We start from the raw sequence: 19,787 nt of genomic DNA on the forward strand, positions 1-19,787 counted from the left end.
CGCATACCTCGCCCCGCTGCTCAGGGGACGCCGAGCAGGCGCAGTCCGGCGGCCGTTCCCGCCGCGGCGATCACGACCAGGACGAAGGGTGCCTTGCGCCAGGCCAGCACGCCGCCGACGGCAACGCCGGCCGGGCGGGCGACACCGGCGAACTCCTGGCCCTCCAGCAGCGCCGAGGTGGCCACCAGTGCGGCCAGCAGGACCACGGCGGAGACGGCCACCAGCCGCTGGGTCCGGTCCGAGATCTCGACCTTGGCGCGCAGCAACGGCCCGGCGACCCGGAACGCGAACGTGCCGACCGCGAGTACCAGGGTCGAGGCCACCAGGACTACCGGATCGGTGATCATGCCGAGGCCTCCTGCTTGGGTTCGGGGGAAACGCCGTCCCGGCCGAGCCCGGCCAGCACCCCGGCGAGGGCGAGCAGCACCGGCAGGCCCGCGGGCAGGAACGGCGCCGTCGCCAGGGCGACAGCCACCCCGGCCAGCGCCGCCCGCCGGGAGGCCGGATCGCGCAACGAGGGCAGGAGCAGCGCCAGCAGCACCGCGGGGAAGGCCGCGTCCAGACCGAACACCCCGGGATCGGCCACCGCGGCACCGCCGATGCCGCCGATCACGACCCCGACGTTCCAGCAGACGAACAACGCGGCGCCACAGACCCAGTAGGCCGCCCTGCGCCGGTCGGCCTCCTGCTGGGCGAGCGCGAACGCGACGGTCTCGTCGATCATCAGGTGGCTGCCGAGCATCCGCCGTGCCCAGCCGCGACCGAGGACGTCACCGATCGCGAACCCGAAGGGCACATGGCGGGCGTTGACCAGCAGGCCGGCCAGCACCGCCGCGACGGGATTGCCACCGGAGGCCACGATGCCGACGAACATGAACTGGGCGGCTCCCGCGAAGACCAGCAACGACAGCAGCATCGGCAGCCACAGCGGGAATCCGGAGCTCACGGCGATGGCGCCGAACGAGATCCCGACGACTCCGTCGGCGAGACACACCAGGCCGATGTCGCGGGCCAGCTCGCGGTCTAAGGTTCTCCATAACGAACGCATCGACTTCTATACTGAACAATTCAAGCCGTGTTCGTCAAGGCGAACAAAACGACTTCTGGAGCGAACGATGACGGATTCGCCGCGAGGCGGCGCTCCGCTGGCGGTGATCGCGGAATCACTCCGCCGTGAGCGCAACCGGGCCCACCTCTCGCTGACCGAAGTGGCGCGCAGAGCTGGGATCGCGAAGTCCACGCTGTCCCAGCTGGAGTCCGCGACGGGCAACCCCAGCGTGGAAACCCTCTGGGCGCTCAGCGTGGCCCTGGACGTCCCGTTCGCCCGCCTGGTCGATCCGCCGCGCCCGCGGGTACAGGTGATCCGCAGGGGCGAGGGGCCGACCTTCGCGGCGGAGCGGTCGGACTACATCGCGACACTGCTCGCGTCCTGCCCGCCGAACGCGCGACGAGACCTGTACCTGATCTCCGCCGAGCCCGGATCGCCCCGGGAGTCGGACCCGCACATGCCGGGGGTCGTCGAGCACGTCGTGCTCAGCGCGGGCAGGGCCAGGGTGGGCGTCACCGAGGAGCCGGTGGAACTCGCCCCCGGTGACTACATCGCCTACCCCGGAGACCTGCCGCACGTCTTCGACGCGCTCGAAGCCGGAACCGTGGCGGTCCTCGTGTCCGAACACGTCTGACCGGAATTCGTCGACGAATTCCGGTCAGGCAGTGCGCGCGGGACTACCAGCCGCGCTCGGCGAGCCGGTGCGGCTCGGGAACGTCGTCGACGTTGATGCCGACCATGGCCTCGCCGAGGCCGCGGGAGACCTTGGCCAGCACGTCCGGGTCGTCGTGGAAGGTCGTGGCCTTCACGATCGCCTCGGCGCGCTGGGCCGGGTTGCCGGACTTGAAGATGCCGGAGCCGACGAACACACCCTCGGCGCCGAGCTGCATCATCATCGCCGCGTCGGCCGGGGTGGCGATGCCACCCGCCGTGAACAGCACGACCGGGAGCTTGCCCTTCGCGGCCACCTCCTTGACCAGCTCGTAGGGCGCCTGCAGCTCCTTGGCGGCCACGTAGAGCTCGTCCTCCGGCAGCGAGGACAGCCTGCGCAGCTCCGCGCGGATCTTGCGCATGTGCGTGGTGGCGTTGGAGACGTCGCCGGTGCCGGCCTCGCCCTTCGAGCGGATCATCGCCGCACCCTCGTTGATGCGCCGCAGCGCCTCGCCGAGGTTGGTCGCACCGCACACGAACGGCACGGTGAAAGCCCACTTGTCGATGTGGTTGGCGAAGTCGGCCGGGGTCAGCACCTCGGACTCGTCGACGTAGTCGACCCCGAGGGACTGCAGCACCTGGGCCTCGACGAAGTGCCCGATCCGCGCCTTGGCCATCACCGGGATGGAGACCGCGGAGATGATCCCGTCGATCAGATCGGGGTCGCTCATCCGGGCCACACCGCCCTGGGCGCGGATGTCGGCGGGCACCCGCTCGAGCGCCATCACGGCGACCGCGCCCGCGTCCTCGGCGATCTTCGCCTGCTCGGCGTCGACCACGTCCATGATCACGCCACCCTTGAGCATCTCGGCCATACCGCGCTTGACGCGTGCGGTGCCGGTCTCGGCCGGGGCGGAACTGGTGAACTGGGCGTCAGACACTGCGGGACCTTTCAACGTGGGAAGCCGTTCGACGTGAACGGGTGCACCCACCAGCGTAGGCTCACGTGGACCGCTCATCCAGGCCAGTAAGCGGCAATCTCAGCAGTCCACTCAGGGTGCCACTCACTCCTCCAACGCATCCGGCCCCACCAGCGCGTCGGCCACAGCGGTGCGCACGTAGAGCACGCTACGACCGGCTCGATGGCTGCTGACCAGGCCGGATGCGCGAAGTACGGCAAGGTGCTGGGACACCCCTCCCGGGGTGAGACCGGTACGTGCGGCGAGTTCGGTAGTGGACGCCGGCGCGTCCAGTCGAGTGAGCAGGATCGCTCTCCCCCGGCCGACGAGTGCGGCCAGCGCCCCCGGCACGCGAACCCCGCCCGTCTCCCACAGCGTCGCGATGCCCCTCGGGGGATACCGCAGCACGGGCTGCCAGTGCGGGTCGATCTTGGTGTAGACCTCGGGCCAGGCGAACACCGAGGGCACCAGCACCAGCCCCCGCCCGGCCAGGTCCCACGCCGCATCCACCCTGCGGTGTGCCACCCGGAGCACGCCGTCCCGCCAGTGCAGCACCGGAGTGAGGTCGCCCCACAGCCGGTCAGCGCCGGACTCAGCCAGCAGGCGCGCCCGGTGCAGCACGTCACCTTCACACAGGGCACGGATGCGCGGCCAGTGCGGCTCGATGGCCAATTCCCAGTAGTCCCGCGCCATTCGCGCGAGCCGGTCCAGGCCGCCCCGCGGATCGCGATACAACGACTCCACCGCCGCCGAACGGCGGGACGCGGGGACGAGCAGGTCCACCTCCGCACGGACATACTCCGGTTCGGCCCCGCGCAGGAGTTCGAGTTCCTCGGCCAGTTCGGCGACCGGGGAGTGCGGGGTCGCCGCGAGAAACCCGGGGAGTCCACGGCCCGGTCCGCCGACGAGGTCGGCGAGCATCCCGATGTCGAGCCCGGTCTCCGCGAGCGCGGATCGGGTGTGCTTGACCCAGGGCAGGTGCAGGGCATGGTCGCCGGGTGCGGCGAGGACCCGGACGCTGGCCACCACCTCCCAGACCGGGGAGAGCGCGAAGCGGGTCAGCGCGACGTCCTGCGCGGAGAACCGCAGTTCGATCATCACACCTCCCCGCCACCTCGCCGTACCGGTCACCGCGAACCTAGACGCCGGCCGGATCCGTTGTCGCGCCGCCGGGTGGACGGCCTTGCCCGAGACCCGCATGAGGTGTGTGATCGAGGGCACAACACTCGACACGGTTCGAGGAGGCCCGCCATGGCGGACAGACAACCGAGGAATGGCGACACCCCCGACGCGATCGCCGTCACCGAGCCGGCCAAGGTGCGCAACGTCGTGCTGGTCGGCCCTTCCGGGGCGGGGAAGACCACGCTGACCGAGGCTCTGCTCGCGGCTTCGGGAGCGGTGAGCAGGGTGGGCTCGGTGGTGGACGGGACGACCGTGTGCGACCACGATCCCGCCGCTGTGCGCCAACAGCGTTCGGTGGGGCTCTCGGTAGCCCCGCTCGTACACGGCGACATCAAGATCAACCTCATCGACACCCCGGGGTACGCCGACTTCGTCGGGGAACTCCGCGCCGGTCTGCGGGCCGCCGACGCCGCACTGTTCGTGGTGAGCGCGGGTGAGGGCGTGGACGCCGCAACGGTCGCGCTGTGGCAGGAGTGCGCCTCGGTCGGGATGCCGCGCGCCGTCGTCGTGTCCCGGCTCGACCATCCGAGGGCGGACCCGGACGCGGAGGTCGCCGCCTGCCGGGCGGCGTTCGGCGCGGGCGTGCTCCCGCTGTACCTGCCCGCGGGCGGGGGCCGCACGGGGCTGATCGGGCTGATCACCCAGCGGTTCTTCGACTACTCCGCAGGGCACCCGCCGACGGTGCGCGAACCCGCACCGGAGGATCTGGACCGGCTCGGCACGGCCCGCGACGAGCTGATCGAGGGGATCATCGCCGAGAGCGAGGACGAGACGCTGATGGAGCGCTACCTCGCGGGCGAGGACGTCGCGGAGAGCACGCTCATCGCCGATCTGGAGACGGCGGTGGCGCGCGGCTCGTTCCATCCGGTGATCCCGGTCTGCGCGGCGACCGGCATCGGGCTCGCCGAGGTGCTCGACGGGATCGCCAGGGCGTTTCCTTCGCCGCTGGAGCACACGCTGCCCGAGGTCACGTCCCCCGGCGGCGAGCCGCAGGGCACGCTGCGCGCCGACCCGGAAGGACCGCTCGCGGCCGAGGTGGTGCGCACGGCGGTCGACTCCTACGTCGGTCGCGTCTCGCTCGTCAGGGTGTTCTCCGGAACCCTGCGCCCGGAACGACCGGTACACGTGTCGGGGCACGGGCTGGCCGAACGCGGTCACGAGGACCATGACGCGGACGAACGTGTGGCGCATCTGTACTCCCCGCTGGGCGCGACGCTGCGCGAGGTACCGCACTGCGTGGCGGGCGATCTGTGCGCACTGACCAAGATCGGTTCGGCGGAGACGGGGGACACGGTGTCCACTCCGGACCGCCCGCTGCTGATGCGCCCGTGGCCGATGCCGGAGCCGCTGCTGCCCGTCGCCGTCGCGGCGAAAACCCGGAGCGACGAAGACGCCCTCGCCCGCAACCTGGCCCGGCTCGTCGCCGGGGACCCCACGCTGCGCCTGGAACGCAACGCCGAGACGAACCAGCTCGTGCTGTGGTGCATGGGTGAGGCCCACGCCGACGTGGTGCTGTCCCGGTTGCGATCGGGCGGGGCCGACGTGGCGACCGAACCCGTCCGGACGAGCCTGCGCACGACGTTCGCCCGCAGCGCCCGCGGCCACGGCAGGCACGTCAAGCAGTCCGGCGGGCACGGCCAGTACGCGGTGTGCGACATCGAGGTCGAGCCGCTGCCGCGCGGAACGGGGATCGAGTTCGCCGACCGTGTGGTCGGCGGCGCGGTGCCGCACCAGTTCATCCCGAGCGTCGAGAAGGGGGTTCGGGCCCAGCTCGCGAAGGGGCTGGACGAGGACGGCCATCCGGTGATCGACGTCCGGGTGACCCTCCTGGACGGCAAGGCGCACAGCGTCGACTCCTCCGATGCCGCCTTCCAGACCGCGGCGGCACTCGCGCTCAAGGACGCGGCCTCGAACGGGGCGGTGCAGGTGCTGGAACCCGTGGACGAAGTGTCGGTGTGCCTTCCGGACGAGTACCTCGGCACCGTGCTCGGTGACCTCTCCGCCCGCAGGGGCAGGGTGCTCGGCACCGAGGCCGACGACGGCGGCAAGTCCGTCGTGCGCGCCGAGGTGCCCAGTACGGAACTGCTGCGCTATGCCATCGACCTGCGGTCGCTGACGTCGGGGACGGCGACGTTCACCCGACGCCACGCGCGCTACGACCCCGCCCCCCACGGGGCACACACCACGACGTGAGCCCGCACTTTCCCGGGAATGTGCGGTAGTTGCGCACGCACATATCGCACTTTCCCGGGAAAGTGCGATATCCGGGCTCGCACTTTCCCGGGAAAGTGCGGTTCCGGCGGGTTCAGCCGGGGGGTTCGGGACCGTCGAACTCGGGTTCGGCGATCTCGAAGTACTCCGGCTGCGGGGCGGTGCCCGCCAGTTTGAAATAGCGCACCTTACGCCTGCGGCGCAGCGCGAGGGTGTCGCGGATGGCATCGTTGTGCACCCGCCGCGCGATGACCACGCGCTGCTCGGCGTCGACCAACTCGTCCGCCAGCGGCGCGGGCAGCGGTCGTCGATCCACAGTGGACAACAGCGCCGTCAGCCGGTTCTCCGCCACCTCGCGTTCCGGGCGAGGTGCTGACTCGGCGCTGCCCGCCGCGGCGCGCAACTGGTCCGCCTCCGGTCCGGTCAGCGCCGCGGCGGCGACCGCGCGGGCCACGACCGCCCTGCGCGCCAGCGCGGCGTCCAGTGCGGCCCAGGCCGCGTCCGTGCGCACGTGCAACCGGTCGAGACGATTGGCGGTGGCGACCAGCCACAACCCGCCGAGCACCACCAGCGCCCCCGCCAGGGCGACGATCAGCAGGACAGTGCTCATCGCCTGGTCACCGGGTGTTCGGCGGGCAACGCGACGACCCGCCGGGGATCGGCCGCGATCGCCGTCTCGTAGACGCGCAGCACCTGCACCACCACGCCACCCCAGTCGAACATCGCCACGCGCTCCCGGCCAGCAGCCGACAGTTCCGCACGCCGGTCGGCATCGTCGAGCACCATGCCGAGCCGGTCCGCCAGGCCGCCGGCGTCCCCGGCCGGGAACAACACTCCCACCCTGCCGTCGTCCAGGACCCTGCGGAAGGAGTCGAGATCGCTGGCCACCACCGGCGCCCCCGCCGCCATGGCCTCGGTCAGAATCATGCCGAAACTCTCACCGCCGGTGTTGGGCGCGCAGTACACGTCCACACTGCGCAACGCCCGGGCCTTGGTCTCGTCGTCAACCTGCCCGAGGAGGTCGATGCGGTCTGCCAGTTCCGGCCCTGCCTGCCGCAGCAGGGAATCGGTCACTCCCCCGCCGACCACCAGCAGCCGCAGATCCGGGCGCGTGGCCGTCAGCTCGCGCATCGCCTCGAGCAGGACCGGCATTCCCTTGCGCGGCTCGGTGAACCGGCCGATGAACCCGACAGTCCCACCGGCGCGGGGATATCCGTCGAGCGGCTCGGCCCGGGCGAAGAACTCCGAGTTCACGCCGTTCGGGATCTCCACCGCGTCACCGCCGAGATGCTCCACCTGGACCCGTCGCGCGAGGACGGACACCGCGATCCTGGCCGTCACCTTCTCCAGCAACGGCCGCAGCACCGGCTGGAACGCCGACAGCGTGCGCGACCGCGGCGTCGAGGTGTGGAAGGTCGCCACGATCGGGCCGTCGGCGATCTTCAGCGCGAGCAGCGACAGGCTCGGCGCCGCGGGCTCGTGCAGGTGCAGAACGTCGAAGGCGTTGTCCCTGAGCCAGCGCCGGACCCGCGCGTACGAGACGGGACCGAACTGCAGCCGAGCGACCGAGCCGTTGTAGGGGATGCCGAGCGCGCGGCCCGCCGGATGCACGAACTCGGGCAACCCCGACTCGTCATCGGCGGGAGCCAGCACGGAGACCACGTGTCCCCTGGCCAACAGCGCCTTGGCCAGGTCGACCACGTGCCCCTGCACACCGCCGGGGACGTCGAAGGAGTACGGGCAGACGATACCGATGCGCAGGGATCGTTCCGTCCGTTCCGCACGCGCTGGCGCATCCGAGACAGACGCGGAAACCGGCAGTTCCTCGTTCGGCACCGTCACCTCGATTCGCCGAGGGCCACGCGCTGCTCGGCAGGCAGGTCGGCCAGCCAGAGCCGTTGCACCATGTGCCAGTCGGCAGGATGGGCGGCGATGTCGCCCGCGAGAACGTCGGCCAGCGCCTGCGTGGCCGCGGGCACCTCCTCCCGGGCGTTCACCCGGATACGCGGATGGATACGGATACCCCAACCGTCGTCGGTGAACCAGCTGCCCACCGGCAACAGTGCCGCTCCTGTGCTCGCCGCCAGCCGCGCGGGCCCGGCAGGCATCCTCGTCTGCTCGCCGAAGAAAGTGACCGGCAGGCCCGCTCCGGACAGATCGCGGTCGCTGACCAGACAGACGACCCGATTCTCCCGCAACCGCCGCAGCAGCGTGCGAAACGACGCCGCTCCCCCGCTGGCCGGCAGGATCTCGAACCCCAGCGACTCGCGGAAATCGACGAAACGCCGGTACAGCGACTCCGGTTCGAGGCGTTCGACGACCGTGGTGAAGGTGCCGGAGTGGTCGACCAGCCACACTCCCGCGGCGTCCCAGTTGCCGGAGTGGGGCAGCGCGACCACGGCGCCGTTGCCCTCCGCCAGCGCCGCGTCCAGGTTCTCCACACCGCTGATGCCCTGCTGTACGCCGGTCACGATCTCGGCGGGGTCCATCGCTGGCAGGCGGAAGGCCTCCTGCCAGTACCTCGCGTAGGAGCGCAGTGCCCTGCGCGTCAGTTCCTCCAGTTCGGCCTGGCCAGCCTGCGGCACCACCCGTGTCAGATTGCGCCGCAGCTGGCGAACGCCCGCCCCGTCCCGGCGTGCGGCGAGGTCCGCGCCGAGGGAGAAGGCCGCCGTCGCCACCGGCGCGGGCAGCATCCTGACCAGGCGCCAGCCCGCCGCGTACCCCGCGTCGCCGATCCGGTGACCGAGTCCGCTCACGTGCCCACCTTCCTGGCCGCCCTGGTCACCGTGACGGCGCGCTGCAGCAGTGTGACGGCGGACAGCACGGCGAGCAGCCAGAGCGTCGCCTCCACCGCGAAGGGCACCCCGAATCCCTGCAGGCCGGTGCCGGTGAGCGCGATGATCAACCGCTCGGGCCGTTCGATCAGCCCGCCGTCCGCCTCGAGTCCGGAAGCCTCCGCACGCGCCTTGACATAGGAGATGACCTGGGCCAGCACCAGGCAGATCAGCGCGGCCGCCGCCGCCCGCTCATTGCCTTCGACGACGAAGCACCACCAGGCGATACTCGCGAACACGGCACCGTCCGTGAGGCGGTCGCAGGTGGCGTCAAGGACGGCCCCCAGCGGGGTGCCGTGCCCCCTGGCTCTGGCCATCGCACCGTCCAGCATGTCCAGCATCGTGAAGCCCCAGACGACGAACGTGCCGGCCAGCAGCATTCCGGTGGGAAAGAACACGAGGGCGCCGATCATCGCCCCTGCCGTGCCGATCACCGTCATCACGTTCGGCGTCAGCCCGGCACGCAGCAGAGCGCGGCCGACCGGATCGGTGACACGGGAGACGGAGGTGCGCGCGAAGATGTTGAGCATCAGTTCTGTCCGGCGCTCCAGGCTACGGCGGATGGATGGGCGAACCGAAGCCTATCTACCCACCTCCGCGAGGCTGTCACGCGCCGTCGTTGCAGGTTCGCGCACGATCGGGCGGATCAGCCCTCCTCGACCTCGCACTCGACCTGCCTGGCGAGCTCGCACTCCGAGGCGAGCCCGTTGCGGATCGCGGTGCTGATCTCGCCGAGGACGGTGACCTGCTCCGGTGTCAGCACGTCGAAGAGGCTCGACCGCACGGCCTCCACGTGCCCCGGCGCCGCCTCCTGCAGTGCGGCGAGTCCGCGCGGCGTGAGCGACGCGAGCGCTCCGCGCTTGTCCGTGGGGCAGGACCTGCGGTGCACCCAGCCGTTGGCCTCCAGGCGGGACACCGCGTGCGAGAGCCTGCTGCGGGAGGACTGACACGCCTCGGCGAGTCCGCTCATCCGCAGGGTCTGCTCCGGCGCCTCCGAGAGCGCGACCAGCACTTCGTAGTAGGTGTGCGGCATGCCCGAGTCGTGTTGCAACTGACTCTCGAGGTGTGCCCTGAGCATGCTGACGGCGGCGTTGAACGAACGCCACACACGCTGCTCCTCATCGGAGAGCCATCGAGTCTCGGACATGCCCTCATCATACCCCTGGTTGAGCTCTCAACCAACTTGCGGTACGGTCTGATTGAGGGCTCAACCAACAGGGTCCCCCAGAACATGTCACACGACAGTCAAGGAGAACTCCCATGAGCGCACCCACCACCGAGATCCCCGGTTACATCGCGGGCACCTGGGCGATCGACCCGGCGCACTCCGACGTCACGTTCACCGTTCGCCACCTGGGCGTCTCCAAGGTGCGCGGCCAGTTCAGCACCTTCGAGGGCGAGATCGTCACCGCGGACACGCTGAACGGCTCCTCGGTGACCGCGACCATCCAGGCCGCCACCATCGACACGAACAGCGCGCAGCGCGACGAGCACGTCCGGGGCGGCGACTTCCTCGATGTCGAGCAGTTCCCGACGCTGACGTTCCGCTCGACCGGGATCCGGGTCGAGGACGGCGACTACCTGATCGACGGCGAGCTGACCCTGCACGGCGTCACCAAGCCGGTCACCCTCCAGGCCGAACTGGGCGGCTTCGGCGACGGCATGACCCCGGACAGCAAGGTCGTCGGCGTCGAGGCGAGCACCGAGATCAGCCGCTCCGACTTCGCCGTCGGCGCAAACATCCCGACCGCCGTGGTCAGCGACAAGATCAAGATCGAGCTGAACATCGAGGCCGGGCTCCAGCAGTGATCTCCCCGGCGGGAATCCGTTGACGAGTCCCCCAACCGACCGGTTGGTACCGGAACTCGTCGACGAATTCCCGCCAGGTGCGGGACCGGACGGGAGCGAACCGTCCCGGTCAGTCCTCCGGCCAGGCCTCCGCGAGCAGTGTTCGGGTCTGCCCGAGCAACTGCGGCAGCACCTTCGTGTGGCCCACCACCGGCATGAAGTTGGCGTCGCCGCCCCATCGAGGCACCACGTGCTGGTGCAGGTGGGCGGCGATGCCCGCACCCGCGATGACGCCCTGGTTCATACCGATGTTGAAGCCGTGCGCGCCGGAGACCGACCGCACCACGGTCATCGCCCGCTGGGTGAACCGGGCCAGTTCGCTGGTCTCCTCCGGTGTCAGCTCGGTGTAGTCCGCGACGTGCCGGTACGGCACCACCATCAGATGCCCCGGGTTGTACGGGTACAGATTCAGGACGGCGTACACGAGGCGACCTCTGGCGAGGATCAGCGCGTCGGCGTCGGACAGCTCGACGAGCCTGCAGAACGGGCAGCCCTGCGGGTGGTCGCCCTGCGGCTTGTTCTCCCCCTGCACATAGGCGAGCCGGTGCGGCGTCCACAACCGCTGCAGCGCGTCCGGCACGCCGACACCGTCCTGATGCTCGACCTCAGGCCCGCCCAACGAGAGCCTCCAGCGTCTCCGTCGTGGGCGACGCGTTCTCCCTCCGCTGCACCCAGTCGGCGATGACGTCGACCGCGGTCCCGACCGGCACCCCGTTGATCTGCCCACCGTCCCGGAAACGGAACGAGACGGCGCCTGCCTCCACGTCCTTGCCGCCTGCCAGCAACAGGAACGGCACCTTCTGCGTCGTGTGGGTCCGGATCTTCTTCTGCATCCGGTCGTCACTCTCGTCGACCTCGACCCGAATCCCCTTGGCCCGCAACGCCTTCTCCACGCCGCGCAGATGCTCGACGTGCTCGTCCGCGATCGGGATGCCCACCACCTGCACGGGCGCGAGCCACGCCGGGAACGCACCCGCGTAGTGCTCGGTGAGCACGCCGAAGAACCGCTCGATCGACCCGAACAGCGCGCGGTGGATCATCACCGGCTGCTGCCGCGAGCCGTCGGCGGCCTGGTACTCCAGGCCGAATCGCTTCGGCTGCTGGAAGTCCACCTGAATGGTGGACATCTGCCAGGTGCGCCCGATCGCGTCCTTCGCCTGCACGGAGATCTTCGGCCCGTAGTAGGCCGCGCCGCCGGGGTCGGGCACCAGGTCCAGCCCCGAGGCGGCGGCAGCCTCCCGCAGCGCCTCGGTGGCTTCCTCCCACTCAGCGGGCTCGCCGATGAACTTGGGCGAGTCGTCCCGAGTGGACAGTTCAAGATAGAAGTCGTTGAGCCCGTAGTCGCGCAACAGGTCCAGCACGAAGTCGAGCAGCGAGCGCAACTCGCCCTGCATCTGCTCCTTCGTGCAGTAGATGTGCGAATCGTCCTGGGTCATGCCGCGAACGCGGGTCAGCCCGTGCACCACACCCGACTTCTCGTACCGGTAGACCGAGCCGAACTCGAACAGCCGCAACGGCAGATCGCGATAGGACCGGCCGCGGGAGCGGAAGATCAGGTTGTGCATCGGGCAGTTCATCGCCTTGATGTAGTAGTCCGTCCCCTCCAGACTCATCGGCGGGAACATGCCCTCGGCGTAGTGCGGCAGGTGCCCGGAGGTCTCGAACAGCGCGCCCTTGCTGATGTGCGGGGTGTTGACGAACTCGTATCCGGCTTGTTCGTGCTTGTGCCGGGAGTAGGTCTCGAGTTCCCGCCGGATGATGCCACCCCTTGGGTGGAACACCGGCAGCCCGGACCCGAGTTCCTCGGGGAAGGAGAATAGGTCCAGCTCGGCTCCGAGCCTGCGGTGGTCGCGACGCTCGGCCTCGGCCAGCATCTCCAGGTGTGCGTCCTGCGCCTCCGCCGACTCCCACGCGGTGCCGTAGATGCGCTGCAGCTGCGGATTCTTCTCGTCGCCACGCCAGTACGCCGCGGCCACCCGCATGAGTTTGAACGCGGGGATGTGCTTGGTGGTGGGCACGTGCGGCCCCCGGCAGAGATCGCCCCACACCCGGTCGCCACTGCGCGGGTCCACGTTGTCGTAAACGGTCAGCTCGCCGCCGCCGACCTCCATCACCTCGGTGGTGTCCACCTCCGACTTGAGATCGACGAGCTCGAGCTTGAACGGCTCGCCCGCGAGCTCCTCCCTGGCGGCGGCCACGGAGTCCAGCACCCTGCGGGAGAACCGCTGCGACCCCTTGATGATCTGCTTCATGCGCTTCTCCAGCGCCTGCAGGTCCTCTGGGGTGAACGGGGTGTCGACGGCGAAGTCGTAGTAGAAGCCGTCCCGCACCGGCGGACCGATCCCGAGCTTCGCGTCGGGGAACTGCTGCTGCACGGCCTGGGCCAGCACGTGCGCGGCGGAGTGCCGGATGACGCTGCGGCCGTCCTCGGTGTTCGCCGCGACGGGCTCGACCTCGGTGTCCACCTCGGGAGTCCAGGCCAGGTCGCGCAGTTGCCCACCGGCATCGCGGACGACGACCACCGCGTCGGGTCCCTTGCCAGGCAGGCCGGACTCGCGCACAGCGGTGCCCGCCGTGGTCCCGGCCGGCACCACCACGCGTGGGGCGGGTTCGGACACGACTGCGGACGGCTGGGACACGGTGGCTCCTTAGGAAGTGCGGTGCACGGACGACGTGTCCGATGCTAGCCGTCACCCTCGGACCCGTTTGGTCAGCGGGTCTGCCCACCCGAGCGGCACCCGCACGGTCAGTACGCGCCGTATCCGCCCACGACCGCCCGCAGCGTCTTCCAGAGGATCACCATGTCCAGCGCGAGGGACCAGTCCTCGACGTAACGCAGGTCCAGCCGCACGCTTTCCGCCCACGTCAGATCGCTGCGCCCGCTGACCTGCCAGAGCCCGGTCAGCCCCGGCTTGACCAGCAAGCGCCTGCGCGCGTCCGGCGCGTACTCGGCGGTCTCCTCCGGTAACGGCGGGCGTGGCCCCACGAGCGACATCCGCCCGGACAGGACGTTGAACAACTGCGGCAACTCGTCGAGGGAGTAGCGGCGCAGGAACACGCCGACCCTGGTCACACGGGGGTCCTTGCGCAGCTTGAACAACGGCCCCGCCGCCTCGTTGTTCTCCATCAGACTGTGCCGGACACGGTCGGCATCGACGATCATGGTGCGGAACTTGTACATCGTGAATTCCCGGCCGCCCCTGCCGACCCGCCGCTGCCGATAGATCACCGGCCCCCGGTCCGAGACGGTGATCCACGCCGCGATCAGCAGCAGCAGCGGCGCGCACAGGGTGAGCAGGGTCAGCGCTCCGACGCGGTCCACCACGTCCTTGATCAGCCGTTTTCCACCGGTGAACTGCGGCGCCGAGACCCGCAGCAGTGGCATGCCGAGAACACCGGAGACATTCAGCCGTGGCCCCGCGACCTCCATCAGGACGGGCGCCACCACCATCTCCGCCGAGGTGCCCTCCAGGTCCCAGGCCAGCTGTTGCAGCCTGCGCGGAGTCCAGTACGGGTCGGCCGTCACCGCCACCACGCGGTACCCGCCCCGGCGGACATGCGCCGAGAGATCGCCCAGCCCGCCGACGACCGGAACACCGGCGATCGCTCCCGTTCCTCCGGTCTCACCGACGGAGTCGCTCTGGGGCACCACTTCGGTGGTACACACCGCCTCCACCCGCCAGCCCACATGTGACTCGGTCCTGGTGCGCTCGATCAGCTCACGGACGGTTCCCGGGGCACCCGCCGCCATCACCGGCAGCAGGCACTCACCCCGCCTGCGTGCCCCGTGCAGCAGCCGCCGCAGGAGATAGCGCAGCGGAAAGGCAACGAGCGCGATCACGGGCACGACGACGAACACCCATGCCTGCACCGCGAGCGATCCGGAGATGAGCCCCGCCAGTGCGATCAGGACGGCCGCGATGAACAGTCCCCTGCCGAGCCTGCTGAACTCCTCCGATCCCGCACCGAGCACCCGCAGGCTCCAGGCCCTGGTGGCGGGCAACGCCGCGAGTACGGCCAGTACCGTGCCGAACGCGATCAGCTGATGCACGCCCACCGGCCCGCCCAGCCCTTCGATGAAGACGACCGCCAGAGCGACGACCAGAAGTGTCACCAGTACGTCGGCGGTGATCACCGAGGCCAGGTAACGGCGCTCCCACGCCAGGGCTGGCGCGATGTCCTCCACGGGTTCCGGGACGGATCGGAGCCGCACCCGAGACGAGGACTCGTCCCACCGCCCGGCCCGCGACGATGGGCGCGGGCCGCTCCCCGGCGCCTCGCCGTCCGCGGCGAAGAGCGACCGTGCCGACTCGTCCATGGAGGACCCTTCCGCTCATCGGTCGTGATCCCACGGCCCGCGCGCGACTACGCATGGTGGTGCCACGAGATTACGGTGTGTAACGAATGCGTGGATGTCATTCGAGCGACACACGCCGTGGTATCGGTCACTCGCAACGGGGTGTTACAGCGCCATCAGCGAACTTTGCCTCACTGAATCGGAGGATCTGACCAACGGAAGATAACAAAAAGGTGACAACGGGTAGTGATGTCACTCGCCAACTCACTACGGACTGTAGTTAGTTGACAGATTACGTTCAGGGGCATTCGTGGACCCGGAGACGAGATGTCGCGACGGAAGGCATGGAGACGCCATCCCCCGGTCGCGCTGGGTCCACAACAGACACACGTGCGCCGCCGTGATCAGTGGCACATCGGGTAATGATTCCGCACCCGAGACGGTTGACGCTGATGGCGGACACAGAAAAGGCCCGGCTGCACCGGGCCCTCTGGCTGACAACAAAACACTGGTGGTGGGCGATACTGGGATCGAACCAGTGACCCCTTCGGTGTGAACGAAGTGCTCTCCCGCTGAGCTAATCGCCCCGGCCTTGCTGTGAGAAGGACTCTACCGGACGACCTTCGGCGGCCTGCAAACGGGTGGTTCATCGACGGACACGTTCCGCACATCAATGAGCACTCAGCGAACAACCGCGTGCTCGCCGGGGCCCTTGGGGTCGCCCGGCGCGGCATCCGGCGCACGGGGGGACCTAGGTCACGTCGGCCATTTGCGGGGCGGCGCTATCGCCCCGGCGTCAAACCGAGCAGTATGTACGCGTGGACGATCACCACGATCGCGCGCGAGGCCAGTACGGCCGAGGGCTGTGGTGACGTGAAAGGGAGCCCGGGATGACCCCATACGGGTGATCTCGGGCAAAACGGCGAGCGAGTCGGCCCCCTTTTACGTCTCACCACCGGAACTCGGTCAGACTGACCGGGAAGGGAGCAGAAGGGTAGGACGATGCGAAACGATCACGTGACGCTCCGCTCGACAGCGGTGTTCGACCTGCTGGCGCCGCGGACGCCCGCGGTTCCGGTGAAGGTGGAGTTGCGCTATGACACCCGCGATCCCTACGCGGTGGTCGCCGCGTTCCGTACGGGCCGCGCCGGCTGGGTGGAGTGGGTGTACGCACGTGACCTACTCGCCGACGGCCTGCTCGCCGACGCGGGCGACGGCGACGTGCGGATCCGCCCCTCCGTCGAGGATCCGGAATCCGTGCTCATCGAACTCAACTCCCCGTCGGGGCACGCGATGTTCGAGGCATCGGCGCAGGAGCTGGCCGACTTCCTCGACCGCACCTACGACGTGGTGCTGCCGGGCAACGAACACCTCTGGGTCGACGTCGACGACGCGCTGACCCATCTCATCCCGAACGATCGGACCTGATCACGGGCGGTAAACGCCATTGGCGGGACCCCCCATGTCAGGGCCGATTTCGGGTCCGATACAGTTCTTTTCAACACCAAGACGACGGGTCAGGCGACACGGAGTCATGGAATGCGGACGTAGCGCAGCTGGTAGCGCATCACCTTGCCAAGGTGAGGGTCGCGGGTTCGAGTCCCGTCGTCCGCTCGACTGCGGCGGCACCCCGCAGTGGGATCGTGATCGGAGGGAGTTCCCGAAGATCGGATTCCCTGGAACACGGCGGAGTGGCCGAGTGGTTCAGGCAAGGGCCTGCAAAGCCCTGTACGCGGGTTCGATTCCCGCCTCCGCCTCGCGCGATTAGCTCAGCGGGAGAGCACTACCTTGACACGGTAGGGGTCACTGGTTCAATCCCAGTATCGCGCACCATCTCTTCAAGTCGAACCCTCATCGGTGACAGCCATCGGTGAGGGTTTCGGCGTCAGTGAAGACTTCCAACTGCCAGCAGCACGCTTCTGATCACGGGCGCTCGCTCGCGGTATCCACACTGGGCGCCGCTGCCGTCGGAGCAAGTCCCGCAAGACGTTGACCCCACCGCGTGAAGGCGGTGACGAGGTCGACCGGGGCACTGGCGCGATGCAAGCGGCGGGTCTGCTCGTCAACGTAATGCCGATAGAGCGGAATCAAGCCGGCGGCCAGCTGGGGTGCGGCCTGTGCGGGATCCAGTGGATGTCCCGCTCTGACCCACGCGGCCAGGCGGACCAGGGATTGCGCGGCTGCCCGCGGCTGAGCCAGGTACCAGTCGACGGCCTCGTCGTTGGTGGCGGCGCGCCCAGTGGTCTTGGTGTTGGTACAGAGGAAGCGGACCGGGAACAGCACGGCCTTGGTGAACCACACCGGGTCGGTCAGGAGACGACAGGGGCGGTCGAACTCGGCGGTCACCTCGTCGGTAGCCAGGACATCGACCGCGAACCGTGCGCTGGCCAACTGCAACTCGTCGGTGGCCGGGCGGGCAACCTGCCCGGCGACGTCGACACCGAGCAGAAGTACACTGTGGTCAGTCAGCTCCAGGCGGTCGAGTGCGGGGAAACGCCCGTCGTCGTGTCCGTCGCGCAGCGCTGGCAGAGAGCCCCAGAAGACGGACAACTTGCGATGCAGACTGCCTTGTCCGCGCAGGGTTTCACTCGTGGTTCTGACGGTGCCGGGATCGCTGTCCCGAGCGCCGGTGAGGATAACGGCCAGATCGATGTCGCTGACAGCCGGGGCGTAGCCGCCGTACGCGAGGCTGCCCAGCAGGTAGGCGGCGATCAGACGCTCGGCGAAGACATCCTGGTAGGCGCGGGCGCATTCGGCGGCGACGGCGCGCGCAGCAGCGACCGGGTCGATCGCGGTCATACGGTGGCGGCCCCGGTGTCACGCCTGGCGCACTCGGAGATACGGTCGGAGACCACGGTGATCACCTGCCACGCACGGTCCAGCACGATGATGGTGCCGTCCACGGTCCAGTCGCTGCGTTCCCGTAGAACCCGGTACCCCATTTCGAGGTGCTCGGCATCGGCTTCGTCGTGCAACTCGAAGTACGAGTCGTCGGGAAAGGCTCGGGCGCCCGCCCTGCTGAAGACGAGGCTCCCCGCTTCGAGGGCGAGATGAGCAAGGACAGCGCGCTGGACACTCGGCAGGACAGCGAACTGGTCGACGAACCACGACGCGCCCGCTTCTATGACAGGGTCCCAGACCACCCGATGGTCGTCCGCGCGGCTGCGGGCCAGGATGGTGTCGTGCCCGATCTCCTCTTGCTGATGTGTCAGGGCGAGCACCCGCAGGTCCGGGTCGGTCTCGAAAGTGACTCGGGCACTGATCATCCGCTGGAAGGCGTTCGACCAGGGCTGCAGGTAGGTGAGCACGGCCTTCTTCGTTTCCTCAGCGGTGTTCTCGTCGGTCAGCAACCGGATCAACTCCGACGACTCGTACTCCTGCTGCCGCTGCGCGTTGTAGCGGACGATGCGCTCCACATCCGGCCGGTTCACGGTCAGCTCCTTCCGATCGTGCTGATGGGGTCATCGTCTCGGTCGTGCCATGCGAGATCAACTGGCGAGGGCGCGGGGACGGACCGACCGTAGACCGGGGGCCGAAAGTAGGTCGTGATGTCGCCCGGCCGGCCCGCGGCGCGATAGCTGACCAGGGCGAGGAGACCCTGGCTGTCCTTCAGCGACCGGGGCGCCAACGCGTTGGCGAGAACGCGGAACCGCTCGGGGTCCACTCCCTCGCTACGCATCAGCGCGGCGGTGCGGTCCACGGCCTCCCCGTCGCAGCTCGCCAGGTTGGCCAGCCGGAGGTAGGTCGCGCACTCGGCGGCTCCGTCCACGCCGGAACGGAACGCCAAGCAACTCAGGGCCGCTTCACCGGCGGCAGTACGATCACCGGTCAAGCTGCGATAGGCGGCCAGCGCACGTTCGGCATCATGGTGCCGTGCCACCGAAGCGATGCGGTTCAACTCACCGATGTCCGCACCGTGGTTACGGTAGTAGATCTTCACCCTGGCCGCGGCCTCGTCAGCCAGGTCCACGGCGAAGAACTCGATCTCCCGCGGGCCAACGGCGCTCTCCACCCGTCGGCGCGCATCGTCCCATGCGGCGGTCATGCCCAGCCGCCGCATGGCCTCACTCACCGCGGCGTAACGCTGCGAGAGCGGCCACGCATACAACCCGAAGTACGTCTTGTGAACCACTCTCGCAGGCGGACGCCAAGCGACCGAGTGCCACAGGGGCGGCGACGGCAGACCCGGCCGCGCAGTGAAGATCTCGTGGATCTGTCCGAGGCGAGGATTCGCTGCCACCGCACCGGAACGGGCGTAGCCAGGGCTGACCGGCGACACCAGACCGCAGTCGAACAGTAGGCGCAACTCCGGCCGAGTTCCGGACCAGTTCACCGACAGTTCGGCCGGGAACCCGTCGTCCGCGACATACGAAGGCTCGGCAGGAGCTGCCTCGATTCGATCGCCCGCCCACGCGGGGAGCACGGATCGCAAGGCCCAGACGGACCGAAAAGTCTGGTCGGCCGGAATCGTGAGCGCCTCGCACGCCGCAGTCCACACTCGGCAAAGAAACTCTCCGGATAATTGACCCAGTGCGGGATAAGTCACGGATCCGACGTTGGCCCCGCGATCAGCGGAGCCCCCGTTTCCGCTTATCTGATCGGACAACTCCGTCGAGCATTTGATCACCGGGCGATGCTAACAGTCAACTGAGCGTTCAACTGTCAACTTTCACCTTCCGGCCTAGCGGATTGCGATATATGGGTTACTCAGCCGAGCATCATGCCGGATCCGCCACGCGGCGTCACCGAGGACACTC

General features: G+C 69.1%; 19 protein-coding genes and 4 tRNA genes. 7 read left to right on the top strand and 16 right to left on the bottom strand.

The annotated features are described in order from the left end of the window. Nucleotides 1-20 precede the first annotated feature (20 nt). Nucleotides 21-347 (bottom strand): AzlD domain-containing protein, encoded by a 327-nt coding sequence (locus BM199_RS12665; RefSeq protein ID WP_091673089.1) that lies wholly within the window; start codon nt 345-347, stop codon nt 21-23. Further along, nucleotides 344-1,048, bottom strand: coding sequence for an AzlC family ABC transporter permease (locus BM199_RS12670; protein WP_091673091.1), 705 nt, complete (start codon nt 1,046-1,048; stop codon nt 344-346). Before BM199_RS12670 ends, BM199_RS12665 begins: the two co-directional genes overlap by 4 nt. 67 nt (nt 1,049-1,115) lie before the next feature. Here BM199_RS12670 and BM199_RS12675 point away from each other — a divergent pair, with 67 nt between their 5' ends. Next, nucleotides 1,116-1,682: a helix-turn-helix domain-containing protein gene (locus BM199_RS12675; protein WP_091673092.1), complete on the top strand. Its 567-nt coding sequence runs from the start codon at nt 1,116-1,118 to the stop codon at nt 1,680-1,682. Between the two features lie 43 nt (nt 1,683-1,725). Here the strand turns inward: BM199_RS12675 and pdxS are convergent, their stop codons facing one another. Both pdxS and BM199_RS12685 read right to left on the bottom strand, forming a co-directional pair. Then, nucleotides 1,726-2,640 carry a pyridoxal 5'-phosphate synthase lyase subunit PdxS gene (gene pdxS, locus BM199_RS12680; protein WP_091673093.1) on the bottom strand — a complete coding sequence of 305 codons (915 nt, stop codon included), beginning with the start codon at nt 2,638-2,640 and terminating at the stop codon, nt 1,726-1,728. Between the two features lie 123 nt (nt 2,641-2,763). Beyond that, a complete protein-coding gene (locus BM199_RS12685) occupies nt 2,764-3,756 on the bottom strand; it encodes an ArsR/SmtB family transcription factor (RefSeq protein WP_091673094.1) in 993 nt (330 codons plus the stop codon). Nucleotides 3,757-3,909: 153 nt separating this feature from the next. Here BM199_RS12685 and BM199_RS12690 point away from each other — a divergent pair, with 153 nt between their 5' ends. Then, nucleotides 3,910-6,033 carry an elongation factor G-like protein EF-G2 gene (locus BM199_RS12690; RefSeq protein WP_091673096.1) on the top strand — a complete coding sequence of 708 codons (2,124 nt, stop codon included), beginning with the start codon at nt 3,910-3,912 and terminating at the stop codon, nt 6,031-6,033. A 112-nt stretch (nt 6,034-6,145) separates the two neighbouring features. Here BM199_RS12690 and BM199_RS12695 read toward each other — a convergent pair whose 3' ends face one another. The 5 genes from BM199_RS12695 to BM199_RS12715 form a co-directional block, all read right to left on the bottom strand. Beyond that, the gene (locus tag BM199_RS12695) at nt 6,146-6,661 is read right to left on the bottom strand and encodes a LemA family protein (RefSeq protein WP_091673097.1); all 516 of its coding nucleotides are present in this window, start codon (nt 6,659-6,661) and stop codon (nt 6,146-6,148) included. Next, nucleotides 6,658-7,812 carry a glycosyltransferase family 4 protein gene (locus tag BM199_RS12700; protein WP_091673272.1) on the bottom strand — a complete coding sequence of 385 codons (1,155 nt, stop codon included), beginning with the start codon at nt 7,810-7,812 and terminating at the stop codon, nt 6,658-6,660. The genes BM199_RS12695 and BM199_RS12700 overlap by 4 nt, the downstream gene beginning before the upstream one ends. Nucleotides 7,813-7,889: 77 nt before the next feature. Next, nucleotides 7,890-8,807, bottom strand: a complete 918-nt coding sequence (locus tag BM199_RS12705; RefSeq protein WP_091673099.1) for a phosphatidylinositol mannoside acyltransferase — start codon at nt 8,805-8,807, stop codon at nt 7,890-7,892. Then, on the bottom strand, nt 8,804-9,415 hold the full coding sequence (gene pgsA / locus BM199_RS12710; RefSeq protein WP_091673101.1) for a phosphatidylinositol phosphate synthase: 612 nt from the start codon (nt 9,413-9,415) through the stop codon (nt 8,804-8,806). Before pgsA ends, BM199_RS12705 begins: the two co-directional genes overlap by 4 nt. Before the next feature lie 116 nt (nt 9,416-9,531). Next, entirely contained in the window at nt 9,532-10,032 is a 501-nt protein-coding gene (locus BM199_RS12715; RefSeq protein WP_091673103.1) for a MarR family winged helix-turn-helix transcriptional regulator, read from the bottom strand. Between the two features lie 113 nt (nt 10,033-10,145). On the opposite strand from BM199_RS12715, the gene BM199_RS12720 reads away from it, so the two are divergent. Next, nucleotides 10,146-10,694 carry a YceI family protein gene (locus BM199_RS12720; RefSeq protein WP_091673104.1) on the top strand — a complete coding sequence of 183 codons (549 nt, stop codon included), beginning with the start codon at nt 10,146-10,148 and terminating at the stop codon, nt 10,692-10,694. Between the two features lie 109 nt (nt 10,695-10,803). Here BM199_RS12720 and BM199_RS12725 read toward each other — a convergent pair whose 3' ends face one another. The 4 genes from BM199_RS12725 to BM199_RS12740 form a co-directional block, all read right to left on the bottom strand. Further along, on the bottom strand, nt 10,804-11,352 hold the full coding sequence (locus BM199_RS12725) for an HIT family protein (RefSeq protein ID WP_091673106.1): 549 nt from the start codon (nt 11,350-11,352) through the stop codon (nt 10,804-10,806). Continuing rightward, the gene (gene thrS, locus BM199_RS12730) at nt 11,339-13,372 is read right to left on the bottom strand and encodes a threonine--tRNA ligase (protein WP_091673107.1); all 2,034 of its coding nucleotides are present in this window, start codon (nt 13,370-13,372) and stop codon (nt 11,339-11,341) included. The genes BM199_RS12725 and thrS overlap by 14 nt, the downstream gene beginning before the upstream one ends. 107 nt (nt 13,373-13,479) lie before the next feature. After that, nucleotides 13,480-15,051: a sugar transferase gene (locus BM199_RS12735; RefSeq protein ID WP_091673109.1), complete on the bottom strand. Its 1,572-nt coding sequence runs from the start codon at nt 15,049-15,051 to the stop codon at nt 13,480-13,482. Between the two features lie 491 nt (nt 15,052-15,542). Then, nucleotides 15,543-15,617 (bottom strand) — tRNA-Val (locus BM199_RS12740). A 415-nt stretch (nt 15,618-16,032) separates the two neighbouring features. Between BM199_RS12740 and BM199_RS12745 the strand changes: the two genes are divergently transcribed. From BM199_RS12745 to BM199_RS12760, 4 genes are all read left to right on the top strand, one after another. Next, nucleotides 16,033-16,458 (top strand): SsgA family sporulation/cell division regulator, encoded by a 426-nt coding sequence (locus tag BM199_RS12745; protein ID WP_091673111.1) that lies wholly within the window; start codon nt 16,033-16,035, stop codon nt 16,456-16,458. A gap of 113 nt (nt 16,459-16,571) precedes the next feature. Then, nucleotides 16,572-16,644, top strand: a tRNA-Gly gene (locus BM199_RS12750). A 71-nt stretch (nt 16,645-16,715) separates the two neighbouring features. Beyond that, a tRNA-Cys gene (locus BM199_RS12755) sits at nt 16,716-16,787 on the top strand. A 1-nt stretch (nt 16,788) separates the two neighbouring features. After that, a tRNA-Val gene (locus BM199_RS12760) sits at nt 16,789-16,863 on the top strand. 90 nt (nt 16,864-16,953) lie between these two features. Here BM199_RS12760 and BM199_RS12765 read toward each other — a convergent pair. From BM199_RS12765 to BM199_RS12775, 3 genes are read right to left on the bottom strand one after another with little or no spacing between them, the layout of a single operon-like run. Then, nucleotides 16,954-17,829, bottom strand: coding sequence for a nucleotidyltransferase domain-containing protein (locus BM199_RS12765; RefSeq protein ID WP_091673112.1), 876 nt, complete (start codon nt 17,827-17,829; stop codon nt 16,954-16,956). After that, a complete protein-coding gene (locus tag BM199_RS12770) occupies nt 17,826-18,461 on the bottom strand; it encodes a hypothetical protein (RefSeq protein WP_091673114.1) in 636 nt (211 codons plus the stop codon). Before BM199_RS12770 ends, BM199_RS12765 begins: the two co-directional genes overlap by 4 nt. 2 nt (nt 18,462-18,463) lie before the next feature. Continuing rightward, nucleotides 18,464-19,453 (bottom strand): hypothetical protein, encoded by a 990-nt coding sequence (locus BM199_RS12775; RefSeq protein ID WP_245788329.1) that lies wholly within the window; start codon nt 19,451-19,453, stop codon nt 18,464-18,466. Between the last annotated feature and the right edge of the window lie 334 nt (nt 19,454-19,787).

This window comes from Amycolatopsis marina (genome assembly GCF_900111885.1).
GTDB classification, from domain to species: domain Bacteria; phylum Actinomycetota; class Actinomycetes; order Mycobacteriales; family Pseudonocardiaceae; genus Amycolatopsis; species Amycolatopsis marina.

Coding starts and splice junctions, on each gene's coding strand:
- BM199_RS12695 (WP_091673097.1), bottom strand. CDS start 6,661: ATGAGCACTGTCCTGCTGATCGTCGCCCTGGCGGGGGCGCTGGTGGTG.
- BM199_RS12745 (WP_091673111.1), top strand. CDS start 16,033: ATGCGAAACGATCACGTGACGCTCCGCTCGACAGCGGTGTTCGACCTG.
- BM199_RS12675 (WP_091673092.1), top strand. CDS start 1,116: ATGACGGATTCGCCGCGAGGCGGCGCTCCGCTGGCGGTGATCGCGGAA.
- BM199_RS12715 (WP_091673103.1), bottom strand. CDS start 10,032: ATGTCCGAGACTCGATGGCTCTCCGATGAGGAGCAGCGTGTGTGGCGT.
- BM199_RS12690 (WP_091673096.1), top strand. CDS start 3,910: ATGGCGGACAGACAACCGAGGAATGGCGACACCCCCGACGCGATCGCC.
- BM199_RS12720 (WP_091673104.1), top strand. CDS start 10,146: ATGAGCGCACCCACCACCGAGATCCCCGGTTACATCGCGGGCACCTGG.
- BM199_RS12665 (WP_091673089.1), bottom strand. CDS start 347: ATGATCACCGATCCGGTAGTCCTGGTGGCCTCGACCCTGGTACTCGCG.
- BM199_RS12685 (WP_091673094.1), bottom strand. CDS start 3,756: ATGATCGAACTGCGGTTCTCCGCGCAGGACGTCGCGCTGACCCGCTTC.
- pgsA (WP_091673101.1), bottom strand. CDS start 9,415: ATGCTCAACATCTTCGCGCGCACCTCCGTCTCCCGTGTCACCGATCCG.
- BM199_RS12735 (WP_091673109.1), bottom strand. CDS start 15,051: ATGGACGAGTCGGCACGGTCGCTCTTCGCCGCGGACGGCGAGGCGCCG.
- BM199_RS12765 (WP_091673112.1), bottom strand. CDS start 17,829: ATGACCGCGATCGACCCGGTCGCTGCTGCGCGCGCCGTCGCCGCCGAA.
- BM199_RS12670 (WP_091673091.1), bottom strand. CDS start 1,048: ATGCGTTCGTTATGGAGAACCTTAGACCGCGAGCTGGCCCGCGACATC.